Below are 17,233 nucleotides of genomic sequence, written 5' to 3' on the forward strand. Positions count from 1 at the left end.
AACCGATCAATGCCGCATATCGGTCATATTTACTCCTAGTCTGACATTGCGCTCGCTCATCCTGTCCACAGGGCTTGCGCGCCTGTCCCACTTCGGCTATCGGGAAGGACGGCCCACGCCATGCCCGCAGATCTCGCCGTCATCGGACTCGGCCCGCTCGGCCTGCCCCTGGCCCAGGCCGCCGTGGCCGCCGGCATCCCCACCCTCGGCTACCCCACCGGACCGCAGACGGGCTCCCTCAGCCCCGCCGAACTGCGCCGCATGCTCGCCGGGGGCTTCCGCCCCACCGCGAACCCGGCCGAACTGGGCCGCGTCCGCACCGCCGTGATCTGCGCGCCCACCCCGCGCGGCGCGGACGGCGGACTCGACCTCGGCCAGGTGGAGAAGGCCGCGCGCACCCTCGCCGGCCATCTGCGCCCGCACACCACGGTCATCCTGGAGTCGGCGGTCCACCCCGGCACCACGGAGGGCTTCCTGCGCCCCCTGCTGGAGGAGAGCTCCGGGCTGCGCGCCGGCCGCGACTTCCAACTCGCCTACTCCCCCTGCCGGGTCGACCCCGGCAACCGCGTCTTCACACCCGCCAACACCCCGAAGGTCATCGGCGGCCTCACCCCCGCCTGCACCGAGTCGGCCGCCGCCTTCTACGGCCGCCTCACCGAGAAGGTGGTCCGCGCGCGCGGGCTGCGCGAGGCCGAGACCGTGCACCTGCTGGAGACCAACTTCCGGCACGTCAACATGGCGCTCGTCAACGAGATGGCCGTGCTCTGCCACGACCTCGGCGTCGACCTGTGGGACGTCATCCGCTGCGCGGAGACCAAACCGTTCGGCTTCCAGGCGTTCCGCCCCGGGCCCGGCGTCGGCGGCCACGCCGTACCCCTGGACCGCACCGACCTGCCCGGCCGTCCCGGCGGTCCGCTGCGCCTGGTGGAGCTGGCCCAGCAGGTCAACAGCCGCATGCCCCGCTACGTCGTGCAGCGCGCCGCCGCCCTCCTCAACGAGCACGGCAAGTCCGCGCGCGGCGCCCGCGTCCTGCTCCTCGGCGTCACCTACAAACCCGACCTAGCCGACCTGCAGGGCACTCCGGCCCGGGAGATCGCCGGCCGCCTGATGGAACTGGGCGCCGAGGTCAGCTACCACGACCCGCACATCCCGTCCTGGACCGTCCACGACCGCCCCGTCCCCCGCGCCGACGCCCTCTACGACGCCGCCGCCGACGCCGACCTGACGATCCTGCTCCAGCAGCACCGCACGTACGACCTCCAGGGCCTGTCGGTGAAGGCACAGTTGCTGCTCGACACGCGGGGGGCCACTCCGACGGGGGCGGCGCACCGGCTGTGAGGGGGCGCGCGGGTGCAGGTGCTGCGAGGCCGGTGGGTGCCGGCACCCGGCGCCGGCAGCTTGGGCACCGGTGGAGCCCACCGCAGCGGTCACTGCGGCGGGCTCCGGGCTCATTCACGGGTGTCCGCCCCTGGCTCTGAGAGGGGCGGCCGCTCACCAACGGAAGATCCGCAACCTCCTCCGGCACTTCACCAGCCAGAGCCGGATCCGATCCCGGCGAGTGGGCTTGTGGCGACGGCCCATGGGCACGCCCCCGACCGCACGCCCGGGTGCCGTCCTGCGAATTCGCAGGTGAAGACAGCGACCGCCCCCTGCTACTCTGCGGCGACTCTTCGCACACGTGTGCGCGGATATCGCCGCTCTCTTCCTGTCTCCGGTCCCGTGGGGGGAACCAGCTGTCATGACCCAACCAACTCCGCCGCCGAACCAGCCCGCCGACGGCAACCCGTACGCCCAGCAGCAGCCGCAGGCCCCGTACGGCCAGCAGCCCGCGGCCGGAACCCCGTACCCCCAGCAGCCGGGCGGCGCCCCCTACGCCCCGCACCCGGCGCCGGGCAACCCCTTCGCCCAGCAGCCCGGCGGGTTCCCGCCGCCGCCCGCGCCGGGCCGGAACAGCATGGGTCTCGGCATCCTGGCCGCCGTCGCCGCCGCGGTGGTCGTGGCCGGTGTCTACGGCGGGATCATCGGCGCCACCAAGCACGAGATCGGCTGGGCCGCCGTCGGCGTCGGCTTCGTCGTCGGCCTCGCGGCCGGCAAGATCGGCGGCCGCAACCCCGCTCTCCCGGTGATCGGTGCCGTCCTGGCGCTGGGCGCGGTCTACCTCGGCCAGATGGTCGGCGAGGCGATCCTCGTCACCAAGGAGTTCCCCGTGAGCTTCAACGAGGTCTTCTTCGAGCACTTCGGTGACCTGCACAAGCTCTGGAAGGAGGACGCCGACCCGCTCACCTTCCTGTTCTTCGCGCTGGCCGGCGCCGCCGCCTTCTCCGCCGCGAAGAAGGCCGCCGCGTAGGCGCCCGCGCCGAACAGCGAGGGCCGGTCACCCACCCGGGTGACCGGCCCTCAGCCGTCGTACGGACCGGACCTCAGCCGTCGTTCGCGGTCAGTGCTGGGAGTCCGCCACCGTCACCTCGACGCGCTGGAACTCCTTCAGCTCGCTGTAGCCGGTGGTGGCCATGGCGCGGCGCAGGGCGCCGAAGAAGTTCATCGAGCCGTCGGGCGTGTGGGACGGCCCGGTCAGGACCTCCTCGATGGTGCCGACCGTGCCGAGGCCGACCTTCTTGCCGCGCGGCAGCTCCTCGTTGACGGCCTCCATGCCCCAGTGGTGGCCCTTGCCCGGCGCGTCGGTCGCGCGGGCCAGCGGGGAACCCATCATCACGGCGTCGGCGCCGCAGGCGATCGCCTTGGGCAGGTCGCCGGACCAGCCGACCCCGCCGTCCGCGATCACGTGCACGTACCGGCCGCCGGACTCGTCCATGTAGTCCCGGCGGGCCGCGGCCACGTCGGCCACCGCGGTCGCCATCGGCACCTGGATGCCCAGCACGCTGCGCGTGGTGTGCGCGGCGCCGCCGCCGAAGCCGACCAGCACGCCCGCCGCGCCGGTGCGCATCAGGTGCAGGGCGGCGGTGTAGGTGGCGCAGCCGCCGACGATCACGGGGACGTCGAGCTCGTAGATGAACTGCTTCAGGTTCAGCGGCTCGTGCGAGCCGGAGACGTGCTCCGCCGACACCGTGGTGCCGCGGATGACGAAGATGTCCACGCCGGCGTCGACGACGGCCTTGGAGAACTGGGCGGTGCGCTGCGGGGAGAGCGCGGCGGCGGTGACCACACCGGAGTCGCGCACCTCCTTGATGCGCTGCCCGATCAGCTCCTCCTTGATCGGCGCGGCGTAGATCTCCTGCAGCCGGCGGGTGGCCGTCTCGACCGGCAGCCCGGCGATCTCGTCCAGCAGCGGCTGCGGGTCCTCGTACCGCGTCCAGAGCCCTTCCAGGTTGAGCACGCCGAGGCCGCCCAGCTCGCCGATCCGGATCGCGGTGGCCGGCGAGACGACGGAGTCCATGGGGGCGGCCAGGAAGGGCAGCTCGAAGCGGTAGGCGTCGATCTGCCAGGCGATCGAGACCTCCTTCGGGTCCCGCGTACGGCGGCTGGGGACGACGGCGATGTCGTCGAAGGCGTACGCCCGGCGGCCGCGCTTGCCGCGCCCGATCTCGATCTCAGTCACGATGTGTGGCCTTTCCCTGATGCGTTTCAGCGTCTCCCAGTATCGCCGACGGGCACGACGAGGGCGGCCCCGAGTGTCCCGGGGCCGCCCTCGTCGGCGTTCGCGGCGGTGGTCGCGGCCTACTTGTTGCGGCTGTAGTTCGGCGCCTCGACCGTCATCTGGATGTCGTGCGGGTGGGACTCCTTCAGGCCGGCGGAGGTGATCCGCACGAAGCGGCCGTTGGCCTGGAGGTCCGGGACCGTCCGGCCGCCGACGTAGAACATCGACTGGCGCAGGCCGCCGACCAGCTGGTGGACGACGGAGGACAGCGGTCCGCGGTAGGGGACCTGGCCCTCGATGCCCTCGGGCACCAGCTGCTCGTCGGAGGCGACGCCCTCCTGGAAGTAGCGGTCCTTGGAGAACGACTTGCGGTCGCCGCGGGTCTGCATGGCACCCAGCGAGCCCATGCCGCGGTACGACTTGAACTGCTTGCCGTTGATGAACAGCAGCTCGCCCGGCGACTCCTCGCAGCCGGCGAGCAGCGAGCCCAGCATCACGGTGTCGGCGCCGGCGACGAGGGCCTTGGCGATGTCGCCGGAGTACTGCAGGCCGCCGTCCCCGATGACCGGGACACCGGCCGCGCGGGCCGCCTGCGCGGCCTCGTAGATGGCCGTGACCTGCGGGACGCCGACACCGGCGACCACGCGGGTGGTGCAGATGGAGCCGGGGCCGACGCCGACCTTGATGCCGTCGGCGCCCGCGTCGACGAGCGCCTGGGCGCCGTCCCGGGTGGCGACGTTGCCGCCGATGACGTCGACGCGCGTGTGGTTGGACTTGATCTTGGCGATCATGTCGCCGACCAGCCGGGAGTGGCCGTGGGCGGTGTCGACGACGATGAAGTCGACGCCCGCCTCGATCAGCGCCTGGGCCCGCTCGAAGGCGTCACCGGCGACACCGACCGCGGCGCCGACGAGGAGCCGGCCCTCGGCGTCCTTGGCGGCGCTCGGGTACTTCTCCGCCTTGACGAAGTCCTTGACGGTGATCAGGCCCTTGAGCACGCCGTGGTCGTCGACCAGGGGCAGCTTCTCGATCTTGTGCTTGCGCAGCAGCTCCATGGCCTCGACACCGGAGATACCGACCTTGCCGGTGACCAGCGGCATCGGGGTCATGACCTCGCGCACCCGGCGCGAGCGGTCCGACTCGAAGGCCATGTCGCGGTTGGTGACGATGCCCAGCAGCTTCTTGTCGCCGTCGGTGACCGGCACCCCGCTGATCCGGAACCTGCCGCACAGCGCGTCGGCCTCGGCGAGCGTGGCGTCCGGGTGGATGGTGATCGGGTCGGTCACCATGCCGGACTCGGAGCGCTTGACCAGGTCGACCTGGTTGGCCTGGTCCTCGATGGACAGGTTGCGGTGCAGAACGCCGACGCCGCCCTGACGGGCCATCGCGATCGCCATGCGCGACTCGGTGACCTTGTCCATGGCGGCGGACAGCAGCGGGATGTTCACCCGCACGTTCTTGGAGACGTACGAGGCGGTGTCGATCTCGTCGGGTGCCATGTCCGACGGGCCCGGCAGCAGCAGCACGTCGTCGTAGGTCAGCCCGAGCGTCGCGAATTTGTCGGGCACTCCGTCGACGTTGGCAGTCATGACACCTTCCCCAAATGGCCTTGATCGGTGCGGATGTCCATGCTAACGGGAGATGGACCCGTCTCATTCCACGGTTCGGGACCGCTCACGGCTTCGTATGTTCGTACGGAAACGCGGGGTCGCCTGTTCAACAAAGGTGCGGCCAACGGCCTGCGGGCCCGTCCTACTGCTCGGCGAGGGCGCGCAGCCGGCTGAGCGCGCGATGCTGGGCGACCCGGACGGCGCCGGGTGACATTCCCAACATCTGGCCGGTCTCCTCGGCGGTCAGGCCGACGGCGATCCGCAGCAGCAGCAGTTCGCGCTGGTTCTCGGGCAGGTTGGCCAGCAGTTTCTTCGCCCACTCGGCGTCGCTGCTGAGCAGGGCGCGCTCCTCGGGGCCGAGGGAGTCGTCCGGCCGCTCCGGCATCTCGTCGGACGGCACGGCCGTGGACCCGGGGCCGCGCATCGCGGCCCGCTGCAGATCGGCCACCTTGTGCGCGGCGATGGCGAACACGAACGCCTCGAAGGGACGGCCGGTGTCCTTGTAGCGCGGCAGGGCGAGGAGGACGGCGACGCAGACCTCCTGTGCCAGGTCCTCGACGAAGTGACGGGCGTCGCCGGGCAGCCGGGACAGCCGGGTACGGCAGTAGCGCAACGCCAGGGGGTGGACGTGGGCGAGCAGGTCGTGGGTGGCCTGCTCGTCGCCGTCCACCGCGCGTAGGACGAGTCCGCCGATCGCCCCCTGGGCAGAACTGACCGCCTCGTCGTCGCGCATCGGTCCATGGTGCCCTGCGGCCGAACGGTCCGCCGCTCCGCGCCCGTCGTTGTGCACCGAAGCGTTATGAGCAGGTGCGCCGGAAGTCATCCCCTGCGCCCTCCCCTTCCGCTCTCCCGACTCGTCCCCGAGGAACTCCACACCTCAAGGATGCGGCATCCGCGGCGAAACGAGCACCGGGCACCGGGACGGGCCCGTGCCGCCCCGCCCGAACCGCGCGCAGGCCCGCCGTACGATGCCTGCCCCGTACGGCGTACCGCGCGACCCCGCGGCCCCGGCCGGCCTGCGGGGGCCTGCGGCGCGGACGCCGCCCGGCCGGGCCGGGCCACCTCGCGGGGCGCCGCTCAGCGGACGAGGCCCCACCGGAAGCCGAGGGCCACCGCGTGGGCGCGGTCGGAGGCGCCGAGCTTCTTGAACAGTCGACGGGCGTGGGTCTTGACGGTGTCCTCGGAGAGGAACAGTTCGCGGCCGATCTCCGCGTTGGAGCGGCCATGGCTCATGCCTTCCAGGACCTGGATCTCACGCGCGGTGAGCGTCGGCGCCGCGCCCATCTCGGCCGAGCGGAGCCGGCGCGGGGCGAGCCGCCAGGTCGGGTCGGCGAGTGCCTGGGTGACGGTGGCCCGCAACTCGGCGCGGGAAGCGTCCTTGTGCAGGTAGCCGCGGGCGCCGGCGGCGACGGCGAGGGCCACGCCGTCGAGGTCCTCGGCGACCGTCAGCATGATGATCCGCGCGCCCGGGTCGGCGGACAGCAGCCGCCGGACGGTCTCGACGCCGCCCAGACCGGGCATGCGGACGTCCATCAGGATGAGGTCGGAGCGGTCGGCGCCCCAGCGGCGGAGGACTTCCTCGCCGTTGGCCGCCGTGGTCACGCGCTCGACGCCGGGCACGGTCGCGACCGCGCGGCGCAGCGCCTCTCGGGCAAGCGGGGAGTCGTCACAGACGAGGACGGAAGTCATGGCCGTCCTCCGCAGCTGATGCGCGTCACCTTGTGCCTCCAGGCTGGTACGAATCGTCACCTGTGCGGTCGACCGTCTCGGACGCCTGCCCGAGCGTTTGTGTTTTCAACCGCCTCGCACTCTCAACGATGGTCACTCGAAAGAGTTACGGGGCCGCGTGCAGTCTTCGGCACTCTACGTGAGGGCGCGGACACGGTGCAGGTAGGCGCGGTGGACCCTCAAGCTTTCACCACATCCCGTGCCCCGTTCGGCCCCATTTCTTCCCATTACCTGGTGTCTGAGGCTAGATTCGCAATGAGTCATATTTTCATCTCCTTAGATCGTAGTTGTACGGTCGTGGGCACCGTATCCGCTCGAAACGGCTGCAAGGGGTCACGCAATGGCAGATTTCTCCCGCCTTCCCGGACCGAACGCGGACCTGTGGGACTGGCAGCTGCTGGCTGCCTGCCGCGGGGTGGACAGCTCGCTCTTCTTCCATCCCGAGGGCGAGCGCGGGGCGGCCCGGAGTGCCCGCGAGAACTCGGCCAAAGAGGTCTGCATGAGGTGTCCGGTCCGCGCCCAGTGCGCGGCACACGCCCTGGCGGTGCGCGAGCCGTACGGCGTGTGGGGCGGGTTGACCGAGGACGAACGCGAGGAGCTCATGGGGCGGGCACGCAACCGCCTCGTGACAGCGGCGGCGACCGGTGGCAGGGACGTCGCGTCGAACAATTGAAGGAACGTTTCCCCGCAGAAGGATGCGGACATCGAGAACGGAGGGCGGGCCGGCGCCCTCCGTTCTCACTGCTCCGGGGCCGTCACCGCCGCGCGGGCGCAGCCGCCGCCCGCTGCAGCTCGTCCAAGGTGGCCGCCACCGCCGGCACCTGCGCCAGGTCGGGCAGCGTCAGCGCGACGATCTCCCGCCGCACCGCCGGTTCCAGCGCCACCGTGCGCGCACCCCTCGGCCGTACGGACGCCAGGGCCAGCTGGGGCAGCACGGCGACACCGAGGCCCGCGCCCACCAGTCCGACGACCGCCGGATAGTCGTCGGTCGCGAAGTCGATCCGGGGCGTGAAACCGGCGCTCTCGCACACCTCCACCAACTGCCCCCGGCACCGCGGGCACCCCGCGATCCACGGCTCCTCCGCGAGTTCGCCGATGGACACCGCGTCGGCCGGGGCGGTCCGCGCCAGCCGGTGCCGCTCCGGCACGAGACCGACCAGGCGGTCCGTCAGCAGCGGCCGTACGACCAGGTCGTCCCACTCCCCCGAGCCGCCGGCGGCGTCCTGGTAGCGGAAGGCGAGGGCGATGTCGCAGTCGCCGGCGCGCAGCTTGTCGACCGACTCGGGCGGCTCGGCCTCCTCCAGGGAGACCCGGGTGCCGGGGTGGGCGGCGCGCAGCGCGGCCAGGGCGGTGGGGACCAGGCTGGAGCTGCCGCTGGGGAAGGAGACCAGCCGCACCCGGCCGGCCCGCAGCCCGGCGATGGCGGCGACCTCCTCCTCGGCGGCCGTCAGCCCGGCGAGGATGCCGGCGGCGTGCCGCACCAGCGCCTCGCCCGCCTGGGTGAGCCGCATCTCGCGGCCGGTGCGCACCAGCAGCGGGGTGCCCACGGACGCCTCCAGGGCCTTCATCTGCTGACTGACGGCGGGCTGGGTGCAGCCCAGCTCCCGCCCCGCCGCGGAGAAGGAGCCGGTGGCGGCGACGGCGCGCAGGACGCGCAGATGACGGGCCTCGATCACCCTCCGAGCATAAGCGAGGCTTGGACGGAGCGGCGAATAATGGGTCGATGCTTTGATGCCGGCTCACCTGGCGTGCCCCTCATGCCGAACATGACGCTTCTCTCCGTCAATCTGGGCCGGGCCGCGGCCGTGCCGCACGCGGAGGGCCCCGGGGGGCTCACCGGGATCGACAAGAGGCCGGTCACGGAGCCGGTGCGGGTGGCGGCGCCCGGGCCCAAGGGCGTGGGCGGGAGCGGACTCGCCGGGGACGACGTCTGCAAGAAGCAGCACCACGGCGGTGACGACCAGGCGGTGTACGCGATGGCTCGCGAGGACATGGACGCCTGGGAGCGCGAGCTGCGCCGGCCGCTGGCGAACGGGATGTTCGGCGAGAACCTCACGACCCGCGGCCTGGACGTGTCCGGCGCGCTGATCGGCGAGCGCTGGCGGATCGGGCCCGACGTGGTGCTGGAGGTGACGGCGAGCCGGATCCCGTGCGCCACCTTCCAGGGCCACATGGCGGAGCCGCGGTGGGTGAAGCGGTTCACCGCGCAGGGGGCGCCGGGCGCCTGTCTGCGCGTGATCCGGCCCGGCGAGATCCGGGCGGGCGACGCGATCGAGATCGCCCACCGGCCCGCTCACGACGTGACCGTGGCGCTGCAGTTCCGCGCCGCCACCACCGAACGCACGCTGCTGCCAAGGCTGTTGGCGGCCGGTGCCGCGCTGCACCCGGAGAGCCTGGCGGCCGCCCGCGCGTACGTCGAGCGGCACGGCGGCTGAGCTGCCCGTACCCCGTCGGCAGCCCGCCGGCCCGGCCGCCCGCGAGGCACGCCGCGGGGAGCGGACGCGCACACTCCGGGTCACTACGCTGCTGCCATGACAACGGCTCTGATTACGGGATCGACCGCGGGGATCGGTGCCGCGTTCGCGCGGCGGCTGGCGGCGGACGGGCACGATCTGGTTCTCGTCGCACGGGACACCGAGCGGCTGCGGCGCCAGGCCACCGAGCTGCACGACCGGCACGGCATCGAGGCGGAGGTGCTCACCGCCGACCTGGCGGAGGACGACGGCATCGAGACGGTCGCCGGGCGGCTCGGCGACCGCCGCAAGCCCGTCGACCTGCTGGTCAACAACGCGGGCTTCGGCAACAAGGGCCGCTATCTCGATGTGTCGATGGCCGACGAGCTGCGGATGCTGAAGGTGCACTGCGAGGCGGTGCTGCGGCTGACGTCGGCGGCGGCCGAGGCGATGCGCGGGCGGGGCCGTGGCGGCGTGGTCAACGTGGCGTCGGTGGCGGCCTTCGTGCCGCGCGGGACGTACGGGGCGTCCAAGGCGTGGGTCGTGCAGTTCACCCAGGGCGCGGCGCGGGACCTCGCGGGCAGCGGGGTACGGCTGATGGCCCTGTGCCCCGGTTTCGTGCGCACCGAGTTCCACGAGCGGGCCGGGATGGGCACCGACGGCATCCCGGGCTGGATGTGGCTGGACGCGGACAAGCTGGTCGCCGCGGCGCTGGCCGACCTGGCACGCGGCAAGTCGCTGTCCATCCCGGACCCGCGGTACAAGGCGCTGATGGGGGCGGCGAAGCTGGTGCCGCGCGGGATGCTGGGCGGGGTGAGCTCCCGGGCGGGCCGCAAGTACGGCCCCCGCTGACCCGAACCGCGCCGACGGGTGGCGCCGCCGTCCCGGTGGGAGAATGATCCCGACGGTACCGGACCCACGGAGGACCGGAGGCGGCTCATGACCTTCGTACAGCTCATCGACTGCAGGACCAGCCGGTTCGAGGAGATGAACCAGCTGATGGACAGGTGGGTCGAGCAGACCCGGGGCAGGCGGACGGCGACGCACGACATCATCGGCAAGGACCGGTCCGACGCCTCGCACCTGATCGAGATCGTGGAGTTCCCGTCGTACGAGGAGGCGATGCGCAACTCGCGGCTGCCGGAGACCGACCGGATCTTCCAGGAGATGGTCGCCCTGTGCGACGAGGCGCCCACCTTCACCGACCTCGACGTCGTCCGCGACGAGCAGCTGAACGTCCTGGCCGCGCGGGCGTTCTTCGCGGCGATGGGCCAGGTCGAGCCGGACGCGCTGGCCGACCACCTCACCGACGACTACGTGGACCACGATCCGTCGTTCCCGGAGGCCGTGCAGGGCTTGGACCGGCTGCGCGAGCAGTACGCGGACTGGCGGGCGGCCTTCGCCTTCTCGTTCCGCGTCGACGACCAGATGGCCCAGGGTGACCGGGTCTGCACCCGCTGGACGTGGCTGGCCCGCCACCACGGCGACTACCTGGGCATCCCGCCGACCGGCCAGGACGTCACCATGACGGGCATGACCCTGCACCGCCTCCGTGACGGCAGGCTCTGCGAGGCGTGGTGGCAGTACGACCGGGCGGGGCTGATGGAACAGCTGGGGGTGGTGGGCGAGTAGCGCCGGGGACGGGGTGGGCCCCGGCGCTACTCGGGTGCCGGGGCTTTCCCTGTGCCCTCGAACTGTTCAGTGCCGACCATTCCAGCCGCCGTCTGTCTCCTTCGGTGGGTGGTCGGCGCGCGGCCCGCCGAGCCGACCGGCGATCAACGCGAGCCAGCCGCTGGGTGAGTACGGAGCCGGCGGGTCGACCTCCATGCCCAGCTCGGCCAGGGCCAGTGCGTAGTCGGTTTCCTCCAGGTCAAGGGCGAGCAACTCATACAGTTCGCCCACCAGCCGGGCAGTGAGCCGCGCGTCCGTGGTGGCCCGGTAGTCGGCGACAGCGGCGTCGTGATCGGCGAACTCGTCGGGCATGTCCTGCGAGAACCAGCCGCCGAGGAACTGTGCGAGCTCGGGGAAGCGGGCGTGCCATTCCCAGTGTGTCTCCGGCACGGCGGGGGGCGGTACCTCTCCCTGCTCGATGCTGTGCCCGATGTGGTCGGCGAGGCAGCGCAGCCACCCCTGGATCTCCCCCTCGGGGAGGCCGACGTCGGGAACGGGATAGAACTCGCCCAGTCGCAGCCGCAGCCGTCCCGGCGGGTGCTCGGCGTACTCCCGCAGCTGCCGCTCGGCCACGGCGAGCGCCCACGGCCGGGTGTGCCATGTGTGGCGCAGGTAGGCGACCAGGGCCCGGCTGGGCCTGTCCGGGGTGTCGTCGGCCGACTGTCCGGCGTAGGCGCGGATCACCTGATCGAGTTCGCCGTAGCGGCGGTCGTGTTCGAGGGGGCTCAAGGGCACGGGGGTCAGCCTCTGTGGGGAGCTACAGGTAGACGGGGAAGGTGGCCTGCACGACGAAGCCATGGGGGCGGGTGGCGTCCCGCCTGAGGATGACCCGGGACGCTCGTACGTCGACGGGCTCACGACCGGCCAGCATCATCGCCTGCAACAACACCCGCCCCACCGGCTCCTCCCTAGACGGCCACGAGGCTTCGATGGTCAGACGGGCACGGGTGGACTGTGCGAGCCAGCGATGGATGAGCTGCTCGTTGGCGGTGACCGCATGCTGGGTGGCCCACTGGGCCGTGTCGCGGTCGGGGTAGGTCGAAGTTCTGATGCGTACAGGAGTCGTGTTGGACACGGTCACCATTTCGCTCGGGAGGTCGAGGCCACCATGTGCTGCCTCACGTCGGATCGAAGGACCAGAAGACGCCGACTTCCTCGGGCGCGACGACAACGAAGCCGAAGTCGCCGACGTAATCCGTGAGAGGCGTCCAGCTGTCCACCCCAGCGGTCAAGTCGGGAGAAACTGACACCCGGGCGGCGGCGATGTTGCTGTGACAGTGCACATCGCTGCCGAATCGGCCGAGTACAGTCCACGCATCGGCGAGTGCGTCCCCCGCCTCGTCCCAGGGCCCGATCGGCCCCCACTCGTACGACATGATGACCAGGAGGCGAGCCGCCGTCTCCAGGTCCACGGGGTGGAGCTTCTGACTCAGGGTGGCCTCCGACAGAGCGAGAAAGGGGAAGACCGCGCCCTCCGCAACTCCCCGCTCGTGACGCACCCTTCCCCTGTCCCAGTCGAGGGTCCGCCAGCCACGCGGATCGTCAGCCTCCCGGCTCATCACGGCGAGCACGTCGCCCTGCCAGTCGCCATGCGTCCTGGGCCCCGTCGCCGCGAACGCGTACACATCGTCCAGAAGGCGAAGTGCGGCTGCCTCCCAGGCCGCTCGGGTTACCGTTGACAATTTCTCTTCCACAATCGACCGGTCAACGCGCCGGCATAGAAGTGATCACAACGAAGGGGGGATCGAGAGTCGAATCGTACTTCAGCCGGGTGTCGAGGTTCTTCAGGTCGGTACTCCTCACATTCATTCCGCCTTGTTTGAAACCGGACAGCGGATCGCTCGGATCGTACGGCTGCTTCATGACACCCATCCCGGTCACCTCCCCGTTGGGGCCTGGGCCGACGAGTTTCTTCACGTCTCCGTCCGCAGGCGGGGGCGGCCCCTGAAGCCATGCCTTGACTTCGGCGGAATGTGCATCGATGTTGTACTGCGTGAAGCGTTGTGCGCTCGCCAGGTCGGCGAAACTGGATGCCGCGCCGACCGTCGGCTTGCCATGGGGCCAATTCGCGGTCGGGGCGTCCCCCTGGTCGCGCAGCCGTTGAGCGAGTTGCTCAGAGCTCTTCCCCACATGCTTGTCCAGGGTGTGTCCGTCTCCCAGCCACTCACTGCTCGCCAAGTCGATCCGATAGATCCCGTTCTTGGTGTCCTCCGGATCGGACCACCGGAGTTCGTGTCTGAACTCGTCGAGCGACCGGGCACCGAACGCTTCCGCTCGCGCCTCCTCAGCCGCGTACGTGGGGACGCTCCGTCCGGCCTCCTCCAGTGCCTCCTTGAGATCGGTCAGACCGTCGGCGAGCTTGTGGATCTCGCTGTTGTACGAGTCCACCGCGTGGTTCAAACGGCCGGTGTCGATGTTCGCGATGAACTCCGCGGCCAACTCCGGCAGTTTGCCGATCAGTTCTAGGGCGTCCTTGAAACTCTTCATCGCGAAGGTCCGGGTCGCCGCGTCCTTGTAGACATCGACGATGGTGGACCTGATCTTCGTCACTTCGGCACTGACCGAGTCGCATCCGCTCGCGACAGCGCGAGCCGTGTCCTGAAGAACGTCCAGCGCGGGTCGTTGACCGTCCCTGTGGTTCCACTTGTGGCCATGGCGCTCCTTGCCCCATGCCGTCGTGCCCCACATCGACGAGCAGAACTGCTTCATCGCGTTCTGCCACTCGTCGTGTCCCGGAGCCGGGTTCGTGATGTACGCGATCGCGTCGTTGAACTCGTCCGCCGACGACCTGGCGTCCTGGGCGGCCAGACGCCAGACCTTTGCTATCTCGGGCAGAGCCGTGTCGTCGCCGCCGGGTGTGATGTCGGCGACCTTGCCATGTCGCAGGGCGTGGCCGAGGATCGGGCGCAGGATCTCGGCGCCGATCGTGCTCAGCGCCCCGGAGACCTCATCGATGATCGCGTTGCCCCAGCCGTCCTCGGCGGGAGCCTGGCCCCAGCCGAGCTGGGCCACGGGACCGGTCGCACCGGTGTTCTTCAGGACGTCCGGGGGGCTCTTCTTCACCAGCACCGGAGTCGGGGCGAGAGTGACGTGGTCCGCCTGGGCGTAGTTGTTCGCGGTGACCGTGAGGCCGACGGCCGCGCCGCCGACCCCCTCCGCGGTCTTGTTCCACACGTCCAGGAAGAGGCCGGCGACATCGGCGTATGCCCTCGCGAAGGCTTCCGGCCCGGTGCCGCAGCCGACGGCGTGTTCATGACCGTCGAGCGCGCCGACCAGCCTCCTGGCCCGGGCGGCGAAGTCGTATTGGGCATTGCGCAGCATGTACGACGCGTAGTACACGTGCGGCGGCTGGACGTCGAAGGCGACGGCGCTGCCCGGCGGGGCGGGTTTCATCGCCGCCAGTTCGGCGGCCCGCTGGTGCCGGTCCGAATCGGTGTCGCCCTGGGAGATGTCCTTGCCGTCGGGGTCGGTCAGGCCGCCGGGCGACGGGTGGGGCGTGGGGCTCGCACCGCCGCCGGAGGCGGACGGCTGGGGAAGCCCACCGCCCGTCGACGGCGTGGGGGTGGGGCTCGCGGACGGCGCCGGAACCGGCGTGCCCATCAGAGTGCGCCCCAGCCGCCCAGCACCGCCCGGTGCGCCGCGGCGTAGTTGAGGTGACCCGTGGTGACGAAAGCGTGCAGCCACTTCTGGGCCGCTTCCAGGTCCTGTGCGGAACGGTCCCATTCGTCGAGCTTCTCGACGAAGACCTCCCTGGCCTCGCCCCGCCAGGAGAGCACCACGGGTTCGACACGGCCGTACAGGGCTTCCAGCTTCTCGTTCAGCTGCTTGAGGATGTCCTCAAGGTCGGCGGCGAGTTCCTGGAGCGCCGGCAAGGAGACGGTTATCTGCTCCTCGGACTCAGGCTTGCTCGACATGTTCCCCCCCTGTCATAGCGTCAGTACGCGTCGAGCGCGCTGCCGGTGGCCTGCGGCGCCGCCTGCGGATCCGGTGTGGACAGCCGGCCGACCTCACTACTGATGTCCACGTGGACCTGCCGAATGCGGTGGAGGACATCGAGGTCCGTCTCGGAGAATCCGTCCCGGCTCAGCAGCACGGCCTGCTGCAGCACCTTCACCACTTCACGGATACGTACGGCGTCCTCGGCCGCGGCACGGTGGAACTCGCGGTACACCGTCCCGGCCGGACCGCGCCAGCCCGCCTCGATCCGGTCCACGATCGCATCCATACGCGTGACCTGCTGGTCCAGGTGGTCACCCATATCGCCGAGGTCGCCGGCGAGCTTCGTCAGGTCGGTGCGGGTCACCTTCAGGTCTGGAGTAGCCCCCTGCGGCGACCCGGTTGCTTGCCCACTCATGGCGAATGCCCCCCGAGTCCTGCGCCCCCGTAAGCCTCTGCAGTATCGAGATCATCATACGAGCACATGTTCGCCGGGCAGCACTTCGCCCCGTCGCGCGGCGACGGGGCGAAGACGACCTACGAGGGGCCCGCTCAGTGGGCGTGGCCGTGGCCGTGGCCCGCGGCGGCGGCCGGCTCTTCCTCTTCCTTCTTCTCGACGACCAGGGTCTCGGTCGTCAGGAGGAGGGAGGCGATGGAGGCGGCGTTCTCCAGGGCGGAGCGGGTGACCTTGACCGGGTCGATGACGCCGGCCTTGACCAGGTCGCCGTACTCGCCGGTGGCGGCGTTGTAGCCGTTGCCCTTCTCCAGCTCGGCGACCTTGGAGACGATGACGTAGCCCTCCAGGCCGGCGTTCTCGGCGATCCAGCGCAGCGGCTCGACGGCGGCACGGCGGACCACGGCGACACCGGTGGCCTCGTCGCCGGTCTTGTCGAGGTTGCCCTCCAGGACCTTCACGGCGTGGACCAGCGCGGAGCCACCACCGGAGACGATGCCCTCCTCGACCGCGGCGCGGGTCGCGGAGATGGCGTCCTCCAGACGGTGCTTCTTCTCCTTCAGCTCCACCTCGGTGGCGGCGCCGACCTTGATCACGCACACGCCGCCGGCCAGCTTCGCGAGGCGCTCCTGGAGCTTCTCGCGGTCCCAGTCGGAGTCGGTGTTCTCGATCTCGGCCTTGATCTGCGCGACGCGGCCGTGCACGTCCTCGGACTTGCCGGCGCCGTCGACGATCGTGGTGTCGTCCTTGGTGACGGTGACGCGGCGGGCGCTGCCGAGCACGTCGACGCCGACCTGGTCGAGCTTGAGGCCGACCTCCTCGGAGATGACGGTGGCACCGGTGAGGACGGCCATGTCCTGCAGCATCGCCTTGCGGCGGTCGCCGAAGCCGGGGGCCTTCACGGCGACGGCGTTGAAGGTGCCGCGGATCTTGTTGACGACCAGGGTCGACAGGGCCTCGCCCTCGACGTCCTCGGCGATGATCAGCAGCGGCTTGGAGGAGTTGGTCTGGATGACCTTCTCCAGCAGCGGCAGCAGGTCGGCGATCGAGGAGATCTTGCCCTGGTTGATCAGGATGTACGGCTCGTCGAGGACGGCCTCCATGCGCTCCTGGTCCGTGACGAAGTACGGCGACAGGTAGCCCTTGTCGAAGGCCATGCCCTCGGTGAAGTCCAGCTCCAGACCGAAGGTGTTGGACTCCTCGACGGTGATGACGCCGTCCTTGCCGACCTTGTCCATGGCCTCGGCGATGAGCTCGCCGACCTGCTGGTCCTGGGCGGACAGCGCGGCCACGGCGGCGATGTCGGACTTCTCGTCGATCGGGCGGGCCGAGGCGAGCAGGTCGTCGGAGACGGCCTTGACAGCGGCGTCGATGCCCTTCTTCAGCAGCGCCGGGGAGGCACCGGCGGCGACGTTCTTCAGGCCCTCGCGGACGAGCGCCTGGGCCAGCACCGTGGCGGTGGTCGTACCGTCACCCGCGATGTCGTTGGTCTTGGTCGCCACCTCCTTGACGAGCTGGGCGCCGAGGTTCTCGTACGGGTCCTCGATCTCCACCTCGCGGGCGATGGTCACGCCGTCGTTGGTGATGGTCGGGGCGCCGAACTTCTTGTCGATGACGACGTTGCGGCCCTTCGGGCCGATCGTCACCTTGACCGTGTCGGCCAGCTTGTTGACGCCGCGCTCAAGGGCGCGACGGGCGTCCTCGTCGAACTTCAGGATCTTCGCCATGACAGCGGCAGCCCTCTCGGAAATCTTGGGCGGATAACGCGGAAAACGGGGTGGAATGG

At 70.7% G+C, this 17,233-nt stretch carries 18 protein-coding genes; 6 read left to right on the forward strand and 12 right to left on the reverse strand.

Annotation, left to right across the window (positions count from 1 at the left end; genetic code table 11):
• The first annotated feature begins 120 nt into the window (after positions 1-120).
• Positions 121-1,338: a nucleotide sugar dehydrogenase gene (locus tag ACSLTV_RS02520; RefSeq protein ID WP_432134954.1), complete on the forward strand. Its 1,218-nt coding sequence runs from the start codon at positions 121-123 to the stop codon at positions 1,336-1,338.
• 400 nt (positions 1,339-1,738) lie between these two features.
• Positions 1,739-2,347, forward strand: coding sequence for a hypothetical protein (locus tag ACSLTV_RS02525; RefSeq protein WP_432134955.1), 609 nt, complete (start codon positions 1,739-1,741; stop codon positions 2,345-2,347).
• A 90-nt stretch (positions 2,348-2,437) separates the two neighbouring features.
• Here the strand turns inward: ACSLTV_RS02525 and ACSLTV_RS02530 are convergent, their stop codons facing one another.
• From ACSLTV_RS02530 to ACSLTV_RS02545, 4 genes are all read right to left on the reverse strand, one after another.
• The gene (locus ACSLTV_RS02530) at positions 2,438-3,556 is read right to left on the reverse strand and encodes a GuaB3 family IMP dehydrogenase-related protein (protein ID WP_432134956.1); all 1,119 of its coding nucleotides are present in this window, start codon (positions 3,554-3,556) and stop codon (positions 2,438-2,440) included.
• A gap of 119 nt (positions 3,557-3,675) precedes the next feature.
• Positions 3,676-5,184, reverse strand: coding sequence for an IMP dehydrogenase (guaB, locus tag ACSLTV_RS02535; RefSeq protein WP_432134957.1), 1,509 nt, complete (start codon positions 5,182-5,184; stop codon positions 3,676-3,678).
• Between the two features lie 163 nt (positions 5,185-5,347).
• On the reverse strand, positions 5,348-5,938 hold the full coding sequence (locus ACSLTV_RS02540) for a sigma-70 family RNA polymerase sigma factor (RefSeq protein WP_432134958.1): 591 nt from the start codon (positions 5,936-5,938) through the stop codon (positions 5,348-5,350).
• Positions 5,939-6,282: 344 nt separating this feature from the next.
• Positions 6,283-6,894, reverse strand: coding sequence for a response regulator transcription factor (locus ACSLTV_RS02545; RefSeq protein ID WP_003948568.1), 612 nt, complete (start codon positions 6,892-6,894; stop codon positions 6,283-6,285).
• 379 nt (positions 6,895-7,273) lie between these two features.
• Between ACSLTV_RS02545 and ACSLTV_RS02550 the strand changes: the two genes are divergently transcribed.
• Positions 7,274-7,606 (forward strand): WhiB family transcriptional regulator, encoded by a 333-nt coding sequence (locus ACSLTV_RS02550; RefSeq protein ID WP_432134959.1) that lies wholly within the window; start codon positions 7,274-7,276, stop codon positions 7,604-7,606.
• A gap of 82 nt (positions 7,607-7,688) precedes the next feature.
• On the opposite strand, the gene ACSLTV_RS02555 is transcribed toward ACSLTV_RS02550, so the two are convergent.
• Positions 7,689-8,609 carry a LysR substrate-binding domain-containing protein gene (locus ACSLTV_RS02555; RefSeq protein ID WP_432134960.1) on the reverse strand — a complete coding sequence of 307 codons (921 nt, stop codon included), beginning with the start codon at positions 8,607-8,609 and terminating at the stop codon, positions 7,689-7,691.
• 90 nt (positions 8,610-8,699) lie between these two features.
• Here ACSLTV_RS02555 and ACSLTV_RS02560 point away from each other — a divergent pair, with 90 nt between their 5' ends.
• The 3 genes from ACSLTV_RS02560 to ACSLTV_RS02570 all read left to right on the forward strand — a co-directional run bounded on the left by ACSLTV_RS02560 (position 8,700) and on the right by ACSLTV_RS02570 (position 11,018).
• Positions 8,700-9,368, forward strand: coding sequence for an MOSC domain-containing protein (locus tag ACSLTV_RS02560; protein ID WP_432134961.1), 669 nt, complete (start codon positions 8,700-8,702; stop codon positions 9,366-9,368).
• A gap of 96 nt (positions 9,369-9,464) precedes the next feature.
• Positions 9,465-10,238 carry an SDR family NAD(P)-dependent oxidoreductase gene (locus ACSLTV_RS02565; RefSeq protein ID WP_435611542.1) on the forward strand — a complete coding sequence of 258 codons (774 nt, stop codon included), beginning with the start codon at positions 9,465-9,467 and terminating at the stop codon, positions 10,236-10,238.
• Between the two features lie 87 nt (positions 10,239-10,325).
• Complete coding sequence (locus ACSLTV_RS02570) at positions 10,326-11,018, forward strand: ester cyclase (protein WP_432134963.1); 693 nt, start codon at positions 10,326-10,328, stop codon at positions 11,016-11,018.
• Positions 11,019-11,084: 66 nt separating this feature from the next.
• Here the strand turns inward: ACSLTV_RS02570 and ACSLTV_RS02575 are convergent, their stop codons facing one another.
• From ACSLTV_RS02575 to groL, 7 genes are all read right to left on the reverse strand, one after another.
• Positions 11,085-11,792 (reverse strand): contact-dependent growth inhibition system immunity protein, encoded by a 708-nt coding sequence (locus tag ACSLTV_RS02575; RefSeq protein WP_435611543.1) that lies wholly within the window; start codon positions 11,790-11,792, stop codon positions 11,085-11,087.
• 22 nt (positions 11,793-11,814) lie between these two features.
• Positions 11,815-12,132, reverse strand: coding sequence for an RNase A-like domain-containing protein (locus ACSLTV_RS02580; RefSeq protein WP_435611544.1), 318 nt, complete (start codon positions 12,130-12,132; stop codon positions 11,815-11,817).
• A gap of 43 nt (positions 12,133-12,175) precedes the next feature.
• Positions 12,176-12,751: a hypothetical protein gene (locus ACSLTV_RS02585; protein WP_435611545.1), complete on the reverse strand. Its 576-nt coding sequence runs from the start codon at positions 12,749-12,751 to the stop codon at positions 12,176-12,178.
• A 10-nt stretch (positions 12,752-12,761) separates the two neighbouring features.
• Positions 12,762-14,657 carry an RNase A-like domain-containing protein gene (locus tag ACSLTV_RS02590; RefSeq protein WP_435611546.1) on the reverse strand — a complete coding sequence of 632 codons (1,896 nt, stop codon included), beginning with the start codon at positions 14,655-14,657 and terminating at the stop codon, positions 12,762-12,764.
• Entirely contained in the window at positions 14,657-14,971 is a 315-nt protein-coding gene (locus ACSLTV_RS02595; protein ID WP_435611547.1) for a WXG100 family type VII secretion target, read from the reverse strand. The genes ACSLTV_RS02590 and ACSLTV_RS02595 overlap by 1 nt, the downstream gene beginning before the upstream one ends.
• 20 nt (positions 14,972-14,991) lie before the next feature.
• Complete coding sequence (locus tag ACSLTV_RS02600) at positions 14,992-15,411, reverse strand: WXG100 family type VII secretion target (protein ID WP_435611548.1); 420 nt, start codon at positions 15,409-15,411, stop codon at positions 14,992-14,994.
• A 134-nt stretch (positions 15,412-15,545) separates the two neighbouring features.
• Positions 15,546-17,174, reverse strand: coding sequence for a chaperonin GroEL (gene groL / locus ACSLTV_RS02605; protein ID WP_432134964.1), 1,629 nt, complete (start codon positions 17,172-17,174; stop codon positions 15,546-15,548).
• Between the last annotated feature and the right edge of the window lie 59 nt (positions 17,175-17,233).

This window comes from Streptomyces sp. bgisy159 (assembly GCF_965341775.1).
Taxonomy (GTDB): domain Bacteria; phylum Actinomycetota; class Actinomycetes; order Streptomycetales; family Streptomycetaceae; genus Streptomyces.